8 protein-coding genes and 2 pseudogenes are annotated in these 15,927 nt (G+C 38.6%); 8 read left to right on the forward strand and 2 right to left on the reverse strand.

The window, feature by feature from the left end:
- Positions 1 to 2: 2 nt before the first annotated feature.
- On the reverse strand, positions 3 to 2,600 hold the full coding sequence (locus P0077_RS00510; protein WP_276167226.1) for a T9SS type A sorting domain-containing protein: 2,598 nt from the start codon (positions 2,598 to 2,600) through the stop codon (positions 3 to 5).
- A 233-nt stretch (positions 2,601 to 2,833) separates the two neighbouring features.
- Between P0077_RS00510 and P0077_RS00515 the strand changes: the two genes are divergently transcribed.
- From P0077_RS00515 to P0077_RS00545, 7 genes and pseudogenes are all read left to right on the forward strand, one after another.
- A complete protein-coding gene (locus tag P0077_RS00515; RefSeq protein WP_276167227.1) occupies positions 2,834 to 4,606 on the forward strand; it encodes an AMP-dependent synthetase/ligase in 1,773 nt (590 codons plus the stop codon).
- A gap of 186 nt (positions 4,607 to 4,792) precedes the next feature.
- A complete protein-coding gene (locus P0077_RS00520; RefSeq protein WP_276167228.1) occupies positions 4,793 to 5,275 on the forward strand; it encodes a MarR family winged helix-turn-helix transcriptional regulator in 483 nt (160 codons plus the stop codon).
- A gap of 22 nt (positions 5,276 to 5,297) precedes the next feature.
- Positions 5,298 to 7,703: a 3-hydroxyacyl-CoA dehydrogenase/enoyl-CoA hydratase family protein gene (locus P0077_RS00525; RefSeq protein ID WP_276167229.1), complete on the forward strand. Its 2,406-nt coding sequence runs from the start codon at positions 5,298 to 5,300 to the stop codon at positions 7,701 to 7,703.
- Positions 7,704 to 7,742: 39 nt separating this feature from the next.
- Positions 7,743 to 8,091, forward strand: a pseudogene (locus P0077_RS00530) (four helix bundle protein).
- Positions 8,092 to 8,131: 40 nt separating this feature from the next.
- On the forward strand, positions 8,132 to 9,322 hold the full coding sequence (locus tag P0077_RS00535; RefSeq protein WP_276167230.1) for an acetyl-CoA C-acyltransferase: 1,191 nt from the start codon (positions 8,132 to 8,134) through the stop codon (positions 9,320 to 9,322).
- A gap of 30 nt (positions 9,323 to 9,352) precedes the next feature.
- Positions 9,353 to 9,710: pseudogene (locus P0077_RS00540) on the forward strand (four helix bundle protein).
- Between the two features lie 41 nt (positions 9,711 to 9,751).
- Entirely contained in the window at positions 9,752 to 11,563 is a 1,812-nt protein-coding gene (locus P0077_RS00545) for an acyl-CoA dehydrogenase FadE (protein WP_276167231.1), read from the forward strand.
- Between the two features lie 77 nt (positions 11,564 to 11,640).
- On the opposite strand, the gene P0077_RS00550 is transcribed toward P0077_RS00545, so the two are convergent.
- The gene (locus P0077_RS00550) at positions 11,641 to 13,443 is read right to left on the reverse strand and encodes a glycoside hydrolase family 15 protein (RefSeq protein ID WP_276167232.1); all 1,803 of its coding nucleotides are present in this window, start codon (positions 13,441 to 13,443) and stop codon (positions 11,641 to 11,643) included.
- A gap of 102 nt (positions 13,444 to 13,545) precedes the next feature.
- Between P0077_RS00550 and P0077_RS00555 the strand changes: the two genes are divergently transcribed.
- A complete protein-coding gene (locus P0077_RS00555) occupies positions 13,546 to 15,762 on the forward strand; it encodes a bifunctional alpha,alpha-trehalose-phosphate synthase (UDP-forming)/trehalose-phosphatase (protein ID WP_276167233.1) in 2,217 nt (738 codons plus the stop codon).
- The last annotated feature ends 165 nt before the right edge of the window (positions 15,763 to 15,927 follow it).

Consider the following 15,927-nt stretch of genomic DNA (forward strand, 5'->3'; position numbering starts at 1 on the left):
ACTTATTTCACCATTAATTTACTACTCCAAGTTTTATCATTACTACTGGTTATTTTATAGAAATATAGTCCAGGAGTTAAATTATTTCGTTTCACTACAATCATATTCTGACCTGCTTTGGAGTCTCCGCTCATATCATGTGATGCGATTTTTTTACCCGCCATATTAAACAATTCAAAAGTAAATGTACCAGAATTCTCTTCGTAAAAATAAAGGCTAGACTCCGCTTGCATAGGGTTAGGATACACTATAGACTCTGAAGTATCATCAGATATAAAAACCCGTTTTTCTTCAATATTGTTAAAAGACACATTGGAAAGGCTCATTTGCTTTTCTTCCAAGGTTCCACCTTCGGCCAACAAATTAAAATTAATCACTTTTAAACTTGAAAAGTCGGTAGTAGAATTCGTAGAACTCTTAAAATTCCCAGCCAACAAATTAAATGATTTGGTTTCGGCCGATAGGTTTACATTTTGCGAAAACGTTACCCCATTCCCATCAAGCAACTTCACTTCTAAAGTTCCTGTTCCGCTAGCTTCAAAAGAGAGTTTTCCGTAATCGGATAAATCAACCGCTGTAAACCTGGGGCTCATTGCACGATATACTCCAACATAACTTGATGTCTTTCCGCTAAGCTCAATATTTCGCTCTACCGGGTACCCATCACCCGTATAAGGTGCTTGCACTGATTTTACCTCGTAATTTTCTACCGTAGTTCCTTCTGCAGAACTATCAAGACCCCATGGGGCATCTGCTACGAAAAGGTCATCTGGAGTACCATTGGCATGACTCACCCTAAATCCGAAGTCAAAAATATTTCCGGTACTTAACGCTACAGAATCTAAATACCCGTCTATTGGTGCTGACAATTTCATAGTTTCCGTTGAACTTGTCTCTGTCTTTTTAAGTCCGCCTTCTAACTGAATTTGCTCGGTTTTATTACTATTCACCAAGTTCAGAATAACTTCGCCTTTTACATATTTAGCCGATTTTACAAATACTGGCGGTGGTGTAGAACCCTTATATTCAGCAATTGGGCTATGCACCTCTAACAGGTTTAAAATTTCATCGGCAAGCAATAGTAGGTCATCTACCGTATTGGACCAGATTTGAAAGTTGTAAAATGCCGTATCTTCTGCGTAAGCATCAATATTCCAGTGTGATTCCACAACAAATTCATTACTGGCATTTAACCTGGCTGAAAAAGTCAATGCAAATTCCGTACTTCCATCTGGCTGTTTGATAATCGATTTAATAAAATCCTTCTCTCGTAATTGTATGTTAGATACAGATAGTAGTTGTGCGCCTAGGAATCTATCACAAATAAATTTACTGTGCTCATAAACTTTGTTATCCGTCTTAATTACCATAAGCGCACCAATATTATCATCCTTCTTTAAGTAATCTACAGAATAGATATCCGAAGCATTGGTTAGGTCCAACAAATCTGCCGGAGAAGATTCTATGGTACTGGACTCACCTACAACATCTAAAGGCACCAACTGAGTTAAAGGAATTTGATCAGGGGTAGACTTTCCCGCTTTAGCGTAACTAGCACCCTTCATAAGCCTTTTGGCGGTATGCTTGTTGAATTTATAATTGGTTTTCGCACGGTTATAGTTTCTTTCCCCAATGAGAGAGGATAAACGGTCATTACTTTCTAAACCACCATCATTGGCACCTGAAGTTAAGTTTATTGTAGGACATGCTGCCACACCTGAACAAGATGGGTCATCACAATCTACAAGACCATCTCCATCATCATCTAAACCATTGATACAATCTTCTTGAGGCACAGGAGCAGTAGGACATCGCGCACCATCGTTACTTGACGCCGCAGGACCAAATGCAAAAATATTAGATTTAATAATGCCTAGTGAAATATCTTGAGCTCTTTCTATTTTATATACAGAACCGGTCTGGTTTGCCGATACATAAAAATTTCCATCAACATCAAAATATACTGCACCAAATGTATAATTTAACCCCTGTAAAATAGGCACTACACCTAATGCCTCTACTATACCGGTCTCTGGAGTAATCCTATACAATATATTAGTGTTCTTTTCTACAGAGTAGAGTTTTTCATCCTGAGCATTAAACGCCCAATCATGTATATTTAAGCTCTGACTTAAAGAAAAAACACCTAAATAATCTAAGTAGGTATTAGACTCCGGGTTAAGATCAATTTTGTAAAAAGAGGCTCCTCCGGCCTTGAAGTAGTATATACCATCAATTGAAATATCGCCAACATATTTGTTCCCAGAAGGTAATCCAGGAATTTCATATTGGTCAACTTCAAAATTCTTGCCAATACGCACAATGGAGCTGGACGGAGTTGACAAATAACCCCAAATATACCCATCTGACGAATTGTAGGCTGCAGCATTCACATTGCCAGGGGTAATATTTTCGGCAACTAAATACGAACTACCCGAAGCAAGATCAAGTGCATAAATATCATTATACTGAAACAAGTAGGCGTTGTAATCACACTCAAAAGGTGTGGATTGGGCTTTTGCCCCTACATTACATAGTAAAAGTAACATTGAGACCACAAAAAGCTTAGTGGTTGAACTAATAGTGTATTTTTTCATCATATTTATTCGATTTGGGCTAAACATCTAATGGTAAAGGAATTTTCCTACATTAATTTAGAATGTTATCATAACCTGTTCGTTTACAATTTATTGTAGATGAATGGTTAAAATCGATATACTACATCTCGGTAAATTTCGTTATGAAATTTGTGATCAGACTACACATTATTTATTAATGTAATTTTAAAATCCCGTGTTCTTTCACTATTTTGCAACGACATTTATAAACGCATATGCAGAACGTTACCAGACTATTTGATTTTCCCTATTATCAACTGGAAAAACATAACCTACAGAAATCTCTTGTCTCAAAATATGAGGGCCAGTGGGTTAGCACTTCTACTAAAGAGTATATTGACAAAGCAAATACTATAAGCAGAGGTCTCTTACGATTGGGTGTACAGCCTAACGATAAAATTGCCGTTATTTCATTGACCAACCGTACGGAATGGAACATTATGGATATTGGTATTCTTCAATTAGGCGCACAAAACGTTCCCGTATACCCTACCATATCAGAAGAAGATTATGCGTATGTATTAAATCATTCTGAAGCAAAATTCTGTTTTGTTTCATGTATTGAAGTATATGAAAAAGTAAAATCCGTTGAAGACCAGATACCAAGTTTGCAGCACATTTATTCTTTTGATGATATTTCTAGTTGTGATAATTGGGAAAAGGTACTGGAATTAGGAGCTGATAAATCTAATCAAGACGAAGTTGAAAAACTAAAAGATGCGGTCAAGGCTGATGACCTTGCTACCTTAATATATACTTCTGGAACAACGGGAAGACCAAAAGGTGTAATGTTATCTCACAATAATTTGGTTAGCAATGCTTTGGAAAGCTCCAAACGTTTCCCTATTGAAGACGGCAATACTAAAGCCCTTAGTTTTCTACCCTTGTGCCATGTATATGAGCGTATGTTAATTTATCTATACCAATACAGAGGTGTAACCATTTACTATGCCGAGTCATTGGATAAAATTAGTGACAACCTAAAAGAAACCAGTCCGCATGTTATGACAGCCGTACCAAGGCTTTTAGAAAAAGTCTATGATAAAATATATGCCAAGGGCACCGAGCTTTCCGGTATAAAGAAAAAACTTTTCTTTTGGGCCGTAAACCTTGGACTTAAATTTGAGCCCTATGGACAAAACGGTTGGTGGTACGAAACACAATTATCCATAGCCAGAAAACTTATTTTCAGCAAATGGAAAGAAGGTCTAGGTGGCAACCTTAGTCTTATTGCTTCTGGTAGTGCAGCCTTGCAACCCCGACTTTCACGCATATTTAATGCCGCTGAATTCGGTCTTATGGAAGGTTATGGTCTCTCAGAGACCTCACCGGTAATATCAGTTAACGACATGCGCGATGAAGGGTTCCGTATTGGCACTGTGGGCAAACCTATTGATAGAACCGAAGTAAAAATTGCCAGTGACGGAGAAATCTGTATAAAAGGCCCACAGGTCATGATGGGGTATTATAAGGACCCCGACAAAACCAGCGAAGTTATGCAAGATGGCTATTTCCTTACCGGTGATATTGGTGAAATAGATGCAGACGGATTTCTAAAAATTACGGACCGCAAAAAAGAAATGTTCAAAACCTCTGGAGGTAAATATGTAGCGCCTCAGTTATTGGAAAACAGGTTTAAGCAATCTCGCTTTATTGAGCAAATTATGGTAGTTGGTGAAGGTGAAAAGATGCCGGCCGCTTTAATTCAACCAGATTTTGATTTCTTGCACCAATGGGCAACAAAGAACAACATTACCGTACCCGAGAATTCTGATATTATTCAAAACGAACAGGTAATGGCTCGCTACCAACAAGAAGTTGATGAAGCCAATGAAAAATTTGCCAAATGGGAAAAGGTAAAACAGTTCCGTCTAACTCCGGATGTTTGGAGTATAAGTGAAGGACACCTTACCCCTACCCTTAAATTGCGTCGTAAGATTGTAAAAGAAAAATATATGCATCTTTATAACGACATTTATGGGCGCTAATAATGCCGCTTACATTTGTCGTACATTTCAACGTAAAATATTATTTTCCTAAAAAAAGTCCTCACAACCTACGAATAAAGCTATTTCTTTATAATAGCATTGCTTTTCTGATTTAAATTTCAAAAATATATTATGCATGCATAATATATTTTTTGTATATTTGGTGACCGTCAACCCACCTTATGTATGAAAGATATTACTATAGACTACGCATTGCGAGCCACATGGCAAGCCGTAGCTCGTATGTACAACGAAGAGGCTAAAAAATTTGACTCTACCATGGCCGTGGGTTTTACACTTTTAAGTGTAGATCCTAAGACCGGAACCCCTTCTACGGCCCTTGGGCCCAAAATGGGAATGGAAGCCACAAGCCTGTCCCGTATTCTAAAAAGAATGGAAGAACAGGGTTTAATAGAGAGAAAACCCAACCCTAAAGACGGAAGAGGCGTTTTGATTTATTTGACGGAATTTGGACTCGAAAAGAGAAATGATTCAAAGAATGTTGTATTAAGGTTCAACGATTCCGTAAGAAGCCATGTTTCCGAAGAAAAAATAAAAAGCTTTTTTGAGGTCATGGATACTATAAATGAACTCATAGCAGAAAAGAACATATATACTAATGATAACCTGATTAACGGTCAAGATACCCTTGATTCTGAAACAGATTAATTAATAACCCAATAACTACATCGTGAACAAGCATATTAAAAAAGTAGCAGTCATCGGATCCGGAATTATGGGTAGCGGCATTGCTTGCCATTTCGCAAATATCGGAGTAGAAGTGTTGTTGCTAGATATCGTTCCAAGAGAATTGAACGATAAAGAAAAAGCAAAAGGATTAACTCTAGAAGACAAGGCGGTGCGCAATCGGTTGGTAAACGACTCATTAACTACGGCCTTAAAATCTAAACCTTCTCCTATCTATCATCAAAAATTCGCTTCGCGTATCTCCACTGGAAATCTTGAGGATGATATTGCAAAAGTGAGCAAGGTAGATTGGATTATTGAAGTGGTTGTAGAACGTCTTGATATCAAGAAAAAGGTTTTTGAAAATCTTGAAAAACACCGTACTCCAGGTACTTTAATCACGTCTAACACTTCTGGTATTCCTATTAAGTTTATGTCAGAAGGTAGAAGTGACGATTTTCAGAAGCATTTCTGTGGAACACATTTCTTTAACCCAGCGCGTTACTTAAAATTGTTCGAAATTATTCCTGGTCCGGAAACATCGCAAGAAGTACTTGACTTTTTAAATGGCTACGGAGAACAGTTTTTAGGAAAGACTTCCGTTGTAGCCAAAGACACTCCTGCTTTTATAGGAAACCGAATCGGAATCTTCAGTATTCAAAGCCTCTTTCACACCGTAAAAGATATGGGCATGACCGTTGAAGAGGTTGATAAGCTTACCGGACCTGTAATTGGCAGACCTAAATCCGCCACTTTTAGAACGGTTGATGTTGTAGGCCTGGATACTTTGGTTCATGTGGCTAATGGTATCCACGAAAATTGCAAGGATGATGAACGATTAGCACTTTTTGAGCTTCCTGATTTCATCAATACCATGATGGAAAACAAATGGCTGGGAAGCAAGACTGGGCAAGGTTTTTATAAGAAGACAAAAAACAAAGAAGGGAAAACGGAAATACTCACGTTGGATTTGGACACCATGGACTATCGTTCCAAGAAAAGTGCCAAATTCGCCACACTGGAGCTTACCAAAACCATAGATAAGGTAGTAGACCGTTTTGCTGTTCTGGTTGGAGGAAAAGATAAAGCCGGAGAGTTCTACAGAAAAAGTTTTGGACAACTATTCGCTTACGTATCACACAGGATTCCTGAAATAACGGATGAACTATATAAGATTGATGACGCCATGAAAGCCGGTTTTGGCTGGGAACATGGACCATTCCAAATTTGGGATGCCGTTGGGTTGGACAAAGGATTGGAGTTTATTAAAGCCGAAGGATTGGAAGCTGCCCCTTGGGTAACAGACATGAAGACTTCGGGAAATGAATCTTTCTACTCTATAAAAGATGGGGCTACCTATTTCTATGACATTCCAAAGAAGTCCATGGAAAAAATACCAGGTCAGGATGCTTTTATCATTTTGGACAATATCAGAAAATCAAAAGAAGTATTTAAAAATAGTGGTGTTGTAGTTGAGGATTTGGGCGATGGCATTTTAAATGTGGAGTTCCAATCCAAGATGAACACTATTGGCGGTGATGTTCTTGCCGGCCTTAACAAAGCTATTGATTTAGCTGAAAAAGACTTTCAAGGTTTGGTGGTTGGTAACCAAGCAGCAAACTTCTCTGTAGGTGCCAATATTGGTATGATTTTCATGATGGCCGTTGAGCAGGAATATGATGAGCTTAATATGGCTATTAAAATGTTTCAGGATACGATGATGCGTATGCGCTACTCGGCTATTCCTACCGTTTCCGCACCCCACGGCATGACCCTTGGTGGTGGTTGTGAGCTATCCCTACATGCGGATAAAGTGGTTGCTGCTGCAGAAACTTACATCGGTCTTGTTGAATTCGGGGTTGGGGTTATCCCTGGTGGTGGTGGTTCTAAAGAGTTTGCCGTTCGAGCTCAGGACACCTTTAAAAAGAACGATGTTGAATTAAACGTACTTCAAGAATATTTCTTGACCATTGGTATGGCCAAAGTATCCACATCTGCTTACGAAGCTTATGATTTAGGTATTCTTCAACACGGAAAAGATATCGCAGTCGTAAATAAAGATCGGCAGATTGCAACCGCAAAGGCACACGCTAAATTAATGGCCGAGGCCGGATATACACAACCTGTAAAGCGAAGTGATATAAAAGTACTCGGAAAACAAGCGTTAGGTATGTTCTTGGTAGGTACGGATTCTATGGAAGCAAGTCACTACATCAGCGAGCACGATAAGAAAATCGCCAATAAATTGGCTTACGTTATGGCTGGTGGAGATTTATCCGAACCGACCATGGTAAATGAGCAATATCTATTGGATTTGGAAAGAGAGGCCTTTTTATCTCTTTGTACGGAGAGAAAGACGCTAGAGCGTATCCAACATATGTTAAAGACAGGTAAACCTTTAAGAAACTAGGGTTTAGTATTGAGATATTAGTATTGAGTAGTTAGAGAAATGCACAAAGTAGAAAATTTAAAAATATGGAATAAGGCTATTGAGTTAGCCAAGTCCATTTATCTACTGGCAGCTGAATTACCTTCTGAAGAAAAATACGGACTAATTTCTCAAATTAAAAGATGTTCTGTTTCAATTCCCTCCAATATAGCCGAAGGGAGCTGGCAGAAACTCTCAAAAAGAGTTTAAATATTTTCTGAGTATCGCTAATGGTTCTGCATATGAACTACACACGCAACTCATACTTTTAATAGAATTAAACTTAGTAAAAAAAGAAAAAGTAAAACCCGTAATTGAGGTTTGTGTTGAAATTCAAAAAATGAACTATTCGTTTCAAAAAGCATTATGAATCTCAATACAATTAACTCAATACTCAATACAATTTTATAATGAAAACTGCATATATAGTTAAAGCATACAGAACAGCTGTCGGAAAAGCTCCGAAAGGTGTTTTCAGGTTTAAGCGAACAGATGAACTCGCCGCAGAAACCATTGAGTACATGATGAAAGAATTACCCGATTTTGACAAAAAACGGATTGATGATGTCATCGTAGGCAACGCCATGCCAGAAGGATCGCAAGGCCTGAATATGGCACGATTGATTTCTTTAATGGGATTGGATATCGTTGATGTACCTGGCGTTACGGTGAACCGTTTTTGCTCCTCAGGTATTGAAACCATTGGTATTGCCACGGCAAAAATACAATCGGGAATGGCTGACTGTATCATTGCCGGTGGTGCAGAAAGTATGAGCTCTGTACCTATGACAGGATATAAAACCGAATTGAATTATGATTTGGTAAGCGAAGGTCACGAAGATTACTATTGGGGTATGGGAAACACTGCCGAAGCGGTAGCAAATGAATACAAAGTCTCTAGAGAAGACCAAGATGAGTTTGCATATAATTCTCATATGAAAGCTTTAAAAGCACAAGCTGAAGACCGTTTTCAAAATCAAATCGTGCCTATTGAAGTAGAGCAAACCTACATTGATGAAAACGGTAAAAAAGCAACAAAAAAGTATACGGTAACTAAAGATGAAGGTCCTAGAAAGGGCACTTCGGTAGAAGTGCTAAATAAACTACGTCCTGTTTTTGCAGCTGGCGGTAGCGTAACTGCAGGTAATTCATCTCAAATGAGCGATGGTGCTGCTTTTGTAATGGTAATGAGCGAAGATATGGTGAAAGAGTTGAATCTGGAGCCTATTGCCCGTTTGGTAAATTATGCAGCTGCCGGTGTCCCTCCAAGAATTATGGGTATAGGTCCTGTTGCGGCTATTCCAAAAGCTCTAAAACAAGCAGGATTAAAGCAAGATGATATTGAACTTATTGAACTGAATGAGGCATTCGCTTCGCAATCACTAGCAGTAATTCGTGAACTTGGTCTAAACAAAGATATTGTAAACGTAAATGGTGGCGCTATTGCATTGGGTCACCCATTAGGATGTACAGGAGGTAAACTATCCGTGCAACTGTTCGATGAAATGAGAAAGAGAAACATGCAAGGTAAGTATGGTATGGTAACCATGTGCGTGGGCACCGGACAAGGGGCTGCGGGTATTTTTGAGTTTCTTTCTTAAGAAGAGAAAAGAAAATAGAATAAGGACTGAATGGCTAAGCGTCATAACTATAAGAATTTAAAAATTTGGAAACTGGGTTTGGAAATTGCTAATGACATTTCTGATCTATTATATAAGTTTTCCAAAGCATGAAAGATTCGATTTAAGTTCGCAAATGAGTAGGTGCTCCATTTCAATTCCAAGCAACATTGCGGAAGGATCTGCTAGAACTGATAAATCATTTAGCCATTTTATTAATATCTCTTTGGGTTCTTCCTTTGAATTAGGAACACAATTATTAATTGCCAAGAATAGAAAGTATATAACCGATAATAAATTAAAACTACTTGAAGATAAAATAGAAGAATTTCAGAAAATGACTATGAGTTTTCAAAATAGTCTTTCGTAAATCTCTTTTCTCTTTTCTAACTTCTAAATACTATTAATAACATGAGTACAGAATCAACAAATAAAGAAATTCTACGAGGCGGCCAATTCCTTGTCAAGGAAACCAATTGCGAGGACATCTTCACTTTAGAAGATTTGAACGAAGAGCAAAGAATGATGCGTGACAGTACCAAAGAGTTCGTTGATCGCGAACTTTGGGCGCATTGGGAACGTTTTGAAAAAAAGGACTATGCCTATACCGAAGAATGTATGCGCAAAGCCGGCGAACTAGGTCTTTTAAGTGTGGCCGTTCCAGAATCGTATGGAGGAATGGGTATGGGCTTTGTCTCTACCATGTTAGTTTGTGATTATATTTCAGGGGCAACGGGCTCTTTTAGTACTGCATTTGGTGCACATACGGGTATTGGGACTATGCCAATAACCTTGTATGGAACGGAAGAGCAAAAACAAAAATATGTTCCAAAATTAGCTTCAGGTGAATGGTTCGGAGCGTATTGTTTAACAGAGCCCGGTGCCGGTTCGGATGCCAATTCCGGTAAGACCAAAGCTGTACTTTCCGAAGACGGAAAACACTATAGTATAACCGGACAAAAAATGTGGATTTCCAATGCTGGCTTCTGTAGCTTGTTTATTGTATTTGCTCGCATTGAGGACGACAAGAACATTACAGGGTTTATCGTAGAGAACAAACCAGACAATGGTATCTCTCTAGGTGATGAAGAGAAAAAATTAGGTATTCACTCCTCCTCTACTCGCCAAGTATTTTTTAGCGATACAAAAGTACCAGTTGAAAATATGCTTTCTAAGCGTGGCAATGGCTTCAAAATTGCCATGAATGCTTTGAACGTGGGTCGTATTAAATTGGCTGCGGCTTGTTTGGATGCACAAAGACGTGTCATCAAAGAAGCTGTTACGTATGCTAATGAGCGCATTCAATTTAAAACACCTATTATGAACTTCGGTGCCATAAAAGCAAAGATTGCAAATATGGCCACCAATGCCTACGCTGGTGAATCAGCAAGTTACCGTGCCGCAAAAAATATTGAAGACCGTATTGCCATTCGTGAAGCAGAGGGCAACTCTCACCAAGAAGCAGAACTAAAAGGTGTGGAAGAATACGCCATTGAGTGTTCTATTTTAAAGGTTGCCGTTTCCGAAGACGTTCAAAACACAACGGATGAAGGTGTTCAGATTTTTGGAGGAATGGGCTTTAGTGCGGATGCTCCTATGGAAAAGGCCTGGAGAGATGCTAGAATCTCTAGAATATATGAAGGCACCAACGAAATTAACCGAATGCTCGTTGTAGGAATGCTTGTTAAAAAAGCCATGAAAGGCCATGTTGACCTATTAGGACCAGCTACTGCTGTTGGTGAAGAGCTAATGGGAATCCCTTCTTTTGATACACCCGATTTTTCTGAGCTTTTTGCCGAAGAAAAAGATTTAATTAAGCGATTGAAAAAAGTATTCTTAATGGTTGCTGGTAGTGCCGTACAGAAATATGGTCCTGAATTAGAAAAACATCAGCAACTGATGCTTTCTGCCTCAGATATTCTTATTGAAATTTATATGGCTGAAAGCACCATTTTAAGAACAGAGAAAAATGCCAAACGTTCTGGTGAAGACTCTCAACAAACGCAAATTGCCATGTCCAAATTGTATTTATACAATGCTACTGAGACCATCATACAAAAAGGAAAAGAAGCGATTATCTCTTTTGCCGAAGGTGATGAGCAACGTATGATGCTAATGGGCTTGAAACGCTTTACCAAATACACAAATAATCCTAATGTAGTTGCTTTACGTACGCAAATAGCGGATAAAGTTGCCGCAGATAACGCATATACTTTTGATTAGTATATAATTCAAGTGTTTGTTATAACAAAAAAACACCCCTGTCGGGGTGTTTTTTTTATATCCTAATTTTCTGAAGTTTAACTACGCATAGATTCCCTGATACTCTCTGCACTTTCTTTTTTAGAGAAATTCACGGCACATTCAATTAAAGCCAAATGTGAATACGCTTGCGGGAAGTTACCCAACAACCTTTTGGTTTTAAAATCTAAATCCTCACTGAACAACCCTAAGTGATTACTGTAGCTCAGCAACTTTTCAAATTGTTTTAGCGCTTCGTCATGCTCGCCTATTTTAAACAAACTGTTTACGTACCAAAATGTACAGACCGTAAAGGAAGATGAAGGCAGACCAAAATCGTCTTCATTCTTATAACGGTATAACAGCCCATCGTTACTCAACTCTTTTCCAATTGCTTTTACTGTTTTCTTATAACGTTCATCGGAAGCATCTACACAGCCGTAAGACTCCATAAGTAAAACAGATGCATCCAAGTGTTTAGAACCATAGGATTGGGTGTACGCTCCCACTTCTTCGTTCCATGCATTCTCATAGATATCATTCCAAATTTCTTCACGAAGCGGCTCCCACTTTTCAATTTTATGCTTCTTACCTAACATTTCGGCTACTTTAATAGCTCTATCCAAGGCCGTCCAACATAATACTTTTGAAAAGGTAAAATGTCTATCTTCGGTTCTGAACTCCCATATTCCTTTATCGGCTTCTTTCCAGTTGTTTCCTACAATCCAGACAATACCTTTGGTTATGGACCATAAATCTTCGCCATTTTCAATATCTACGCTAAACTTTACCATTTGTTCGTAGATGACATCCATCAGGATACCATAAATATCATTTTGTTTTTGATGGTACGCCGCATTACCGATACGAACAGGTTTTGACCCCTTATAACCACTTAAGTGCTCTAGAGTCTCTTCCGTTAGCTTTTTCTCTTTATTGATTCCGTACATGATCTGCAGTTTCTCTGCTTTATCAGGAATAAGGTCTATAATAAACTTCAGGTAACGGCGAGCTATATTTTTATGTCCCAACTCGGAGACCACTTTTATTACCATAGAAGCATCGCGTATCCAGCAAAAACGATAATCCCAATTACGGACCTCCCCTATTGTTTCTGGTAATGATGTTGTAGCTGCCGCCAAAACAGCACCAGACTTATCATAGCTTAGTAGCTTTAAAGTAAGTGCGCTACGCGAAATCTCTTTGTTGAATTTTTTATATGTAGGAGTCTTGGTTGACCAATTTAACCAGTAGACCTTGGTTTTTTCAAGTTCTAGATACGCCTGGGTCGTTGTGGGCGTGAATATCTTCTCATTATACCCCATTAGAAAAAAGCCATCTTCGTATAAAGTCAGTTCTTTACCTGCAAGAACATCTTCTTTCTTAAAACTTGTATATAGAAAAACAGTATCGAATTTAACCTCATGCGTCAGGCTGGCAATAAAATCCTTTTTCACATAACTTTTGGTTTCACCAGCGGCATATTCTAATCTAGGATTATACAGCACCTTAAATTTAGGTTTCCCGGTTATCAATTTTACATACCTTACAAATTCTGGCGGTGCAATATATGTACCGTCATCTTTGCGAAAACGTGGCATAAAATCATGAATTTCAAAACAATTTTCACCATCATCGAAAGTCGTAATTAAAATACAGGTTTTGGGTTCGTAACTTTGTTCAATCGTATAGTCGTCACTCACTAAAAATTCAAAACTGCCCCCTATTTCCTCATCTAATAATTTTCCAAAAACCGAGGGCGAATCAAATTCCGGCAAACAACACCAATCTACGCTTCCTGTTTTTGATATTAACGCTGCACTTCGGCAATTTCCTATTATTCCGTAGTCTAAATTATCCATTCGATAAAATTCTTAATTCAATAGAGTAACGTATTGTAATTACCCTTCTTTTTCACGAAATTTAGAGAAATTAAATATAAAAAACAGCAAAATATCCAATTTATGGGCAAAACTATCATAATCTCAAATAGACTACCCGTTCAGTTACAAATTAGCAACGGAGCCATTACTGCAATACCGAGCGTAGGTGGGTTAGCCACAGGTATGAAATCAGTACATTCCGGTGGTGATAGCCTATGGATCGGCTGGAGTGGGCTTACAGAAGAGGATATCTCACCAGAATTGGAGCCCAAAATAGATAAAGCACTTGCGGAACACGGTTCTTCTAAAGTAAACCTGACCGAAGAAGAAATAGAGGGGTTTTATTACGGGTTTAGTAACCGAACCATTTGGCCCTTATTTCATTACTTTCTAGAGTATTCGGAGTTTCAATTGGCCTATTGGAATACCTACAAACAAGTAAACCAAAAATTTGCGGATGCCATTTTAGAAAATGCCGAAGATGGCGATACCATTTGGGTACATGATTACCAATTAATGTTGGTACCACAAATGGTGCGTAAAGAAAGACCCAATGTTTCCATAGGCTTCTTTTTGCACATTCCTTTTCCATCTTTTGAAATATTCAGGACCTTACCTTGGCGTGAAGAACTGTTAGAAGGTGTGCTCGGTTCAGACTTAATAGGTTTTCACACATACGACTACGAACGCCATTTTCTAAGTTCGGTAAGGCGTTTGTTAGGCCTTGAGGTCAGTTTTAACGACATATCCATTGGTGACCGTTTGATAAAGGTGGATTCCTTCCCAATGGGTATCGATTACAAGAAATTCAGCGACGCTGCAAAGGTACATTTTGATAAAGCCGAAAGTGAACAGTCCGAGTTACAACAACGGTTGAATACACACAAGAAAACAGACCCGGACGCAAAATTCTTCTTGTCCATAGACCGGTTGGATTACAGTAAGGGTATAGCCAAACGTTTGTACGCATTTGAGTATTTCCTTAACAAATACCCGCAATACAAAGAAAAAGTACGGTTGATTATATTAGCGGTTCCCTCCCGCTCCAATGTACCACAATACCAATTGTTAAAAAGAGAAATAGACGAACTGGTAGGCCGTATTAATGGAGAATTTTCAACTGTTAGCTGGACGCCTATCTGGTATTTCTACCGCTCTATGCCGTTTGAGAATCTAATTGACCTTTACACTTCTAGCGATATTGCTTGGCTAACCCCACTAAGGGACGGGATGAACCTTGTGGCGAAAGAGTATATTGCTACCCGAACCGATAAAACCGGGGTTTTAATTTTAAGTGAAATGGCAGGTTCCGCTAACGAAATGAACGAATCGCTACTTATTAACCCTAATAATTTTGAACAGACGGCAGATGCTTTGCACGAGGCCATAAATATGCCGGTAGAAGAACAAAAATCAAGAAATGAAGTGCTTCAGAAAAGACTGGCCAGATATAATGTTGAAAAATGGGCCAATGATTTTATGACCTCATTAAAATCTCAGAATGAACGTGAAGCCTCCAATGTTTCCCGTAAACTAAATGAAACCCTATTAGAGAAGATTACCGAAAAATATTCGAAAGCAAAAAAACGATTGCTGTTTTTAGACTATGACGGAACCCTTTCCGGCTTTCACAATGATCCACAAAAAGCAGGCCCCGATGAGGAGCTATACAAGTTGCTAGACATACTCCATGAGCAAGAAAACACCGTGGTCTATCTTATTAGCGGTAGGGACAAGGACACTTTTACCAAATGGTTCTTACCTAAAAAATACAATATGATCGTAGAGCACGGCGTTTGGATTTCCCAAAAAGGAGAACCTTTTAAAATGCTTGAAAATGTAAAAAATGATTGGATGGAAAACGTGCGCCCCGTTTTAGAATCTTTCGTGGACCGTACTCCTGGAAGTTTTATAGAAGAGAAAAACTACAGTCTAGCATGGCACTACAGAAAGACCGACCCTGATTTTGGCGATAAAAGAGCAACAGAACTTTCGGAAACGCTTACCAGCTTAATAGGTACGGATGATCTAAGCTTGCTTAACGGGAACAAAGTGGTTGAAGTAAAAAGCAGTAACGTAAACAAAGGCCGCGCGTCTATGCGTATTCTTGGCGAAGGTGAAGGGGAATATGATTTTGTTTTCGCTATAGGTGATGATTGGACAGATGAGTTTATGTTCCAAGATTTACCAGAAAGTACGGTTAGCGTAAAAGTAGGACGGCAAAAAACCGCTGCAAAATACTACGTAGAGAACACGCAAAAAGTTAGGGTCCTTTTACAAAAATTTGCTGAAAATTAAAATCTAACCTTATTCGATAATGTTCGCGCAAGCATAGCATAGCGCTTATTATTCCTTAAAGACTTAAGCCCGAAAGCATAGCAGTTTGTCTTTCGGGCTTTTTTATTTGGCTAGTCAGAATGCGTTCTATAATAATGATCTGCATGGTCAAAAAATGGTAAATTT

The sequence above is a fragment of the Zobellia alginiliquefaciens genome (genome assembly GCF_029323795.1).
GTDB classification, from domain to species: domain Bacteria; phylum Bacteroidota; class Bacteroidia; order Flavobacteriales; family Flavobacteriaceae; genus Zobellia; species Zobellia alginiliquefaciens.

Coding starts and splice junctions, on each gene's coding strand:
- P0077_RS00545 (WP_276167231.1), top strand. CDS start 9,752: ATGAGTACAGAATCAACAAATAAAGAAATTCTACGAGGCGGCCAATTC.
- P0077_RS00510 (WP_276167226.1), bottom strand. CDS start 2,600: ATGATGAAAAAATACACTATTAGTTCAACCACTAAGCTTTTTGTGGTC.
- P0077_RS00555 (WP_276167233.1), top strand. CDS start 13,546: ATGGGCAAAACTATCATAATCTCAAATAGACTACCCGTTCAGTTACAA.
- P0077_RS00520 (WP_276167228.1), top strand. CDS start 4,793: ATGAAAGATATTACTATAGACTACGCATTGCGAGCCACATGGCAAGCC.
- P0077_RS00550 (WP_276167232.1), bottom strand. CDS start 13,443: ATGGATAATTTAGACTACGGAATAATAGGAAATTGCCGAAGTGCAGCG.
- P0077_RS00515 (WP_276167227.1), top strand. CDS start 2,834: ATGCAGAACGTTACCAGACTATTTGATTTTCCCTATTATCAACTGGAA.
- P0077_RS00535 (WP_276167230.1), top strand. CDS start 8,132: ATGAAAACTGCATATATAGTTAAAGCATACAGAACAGCTGTCGGAAAA.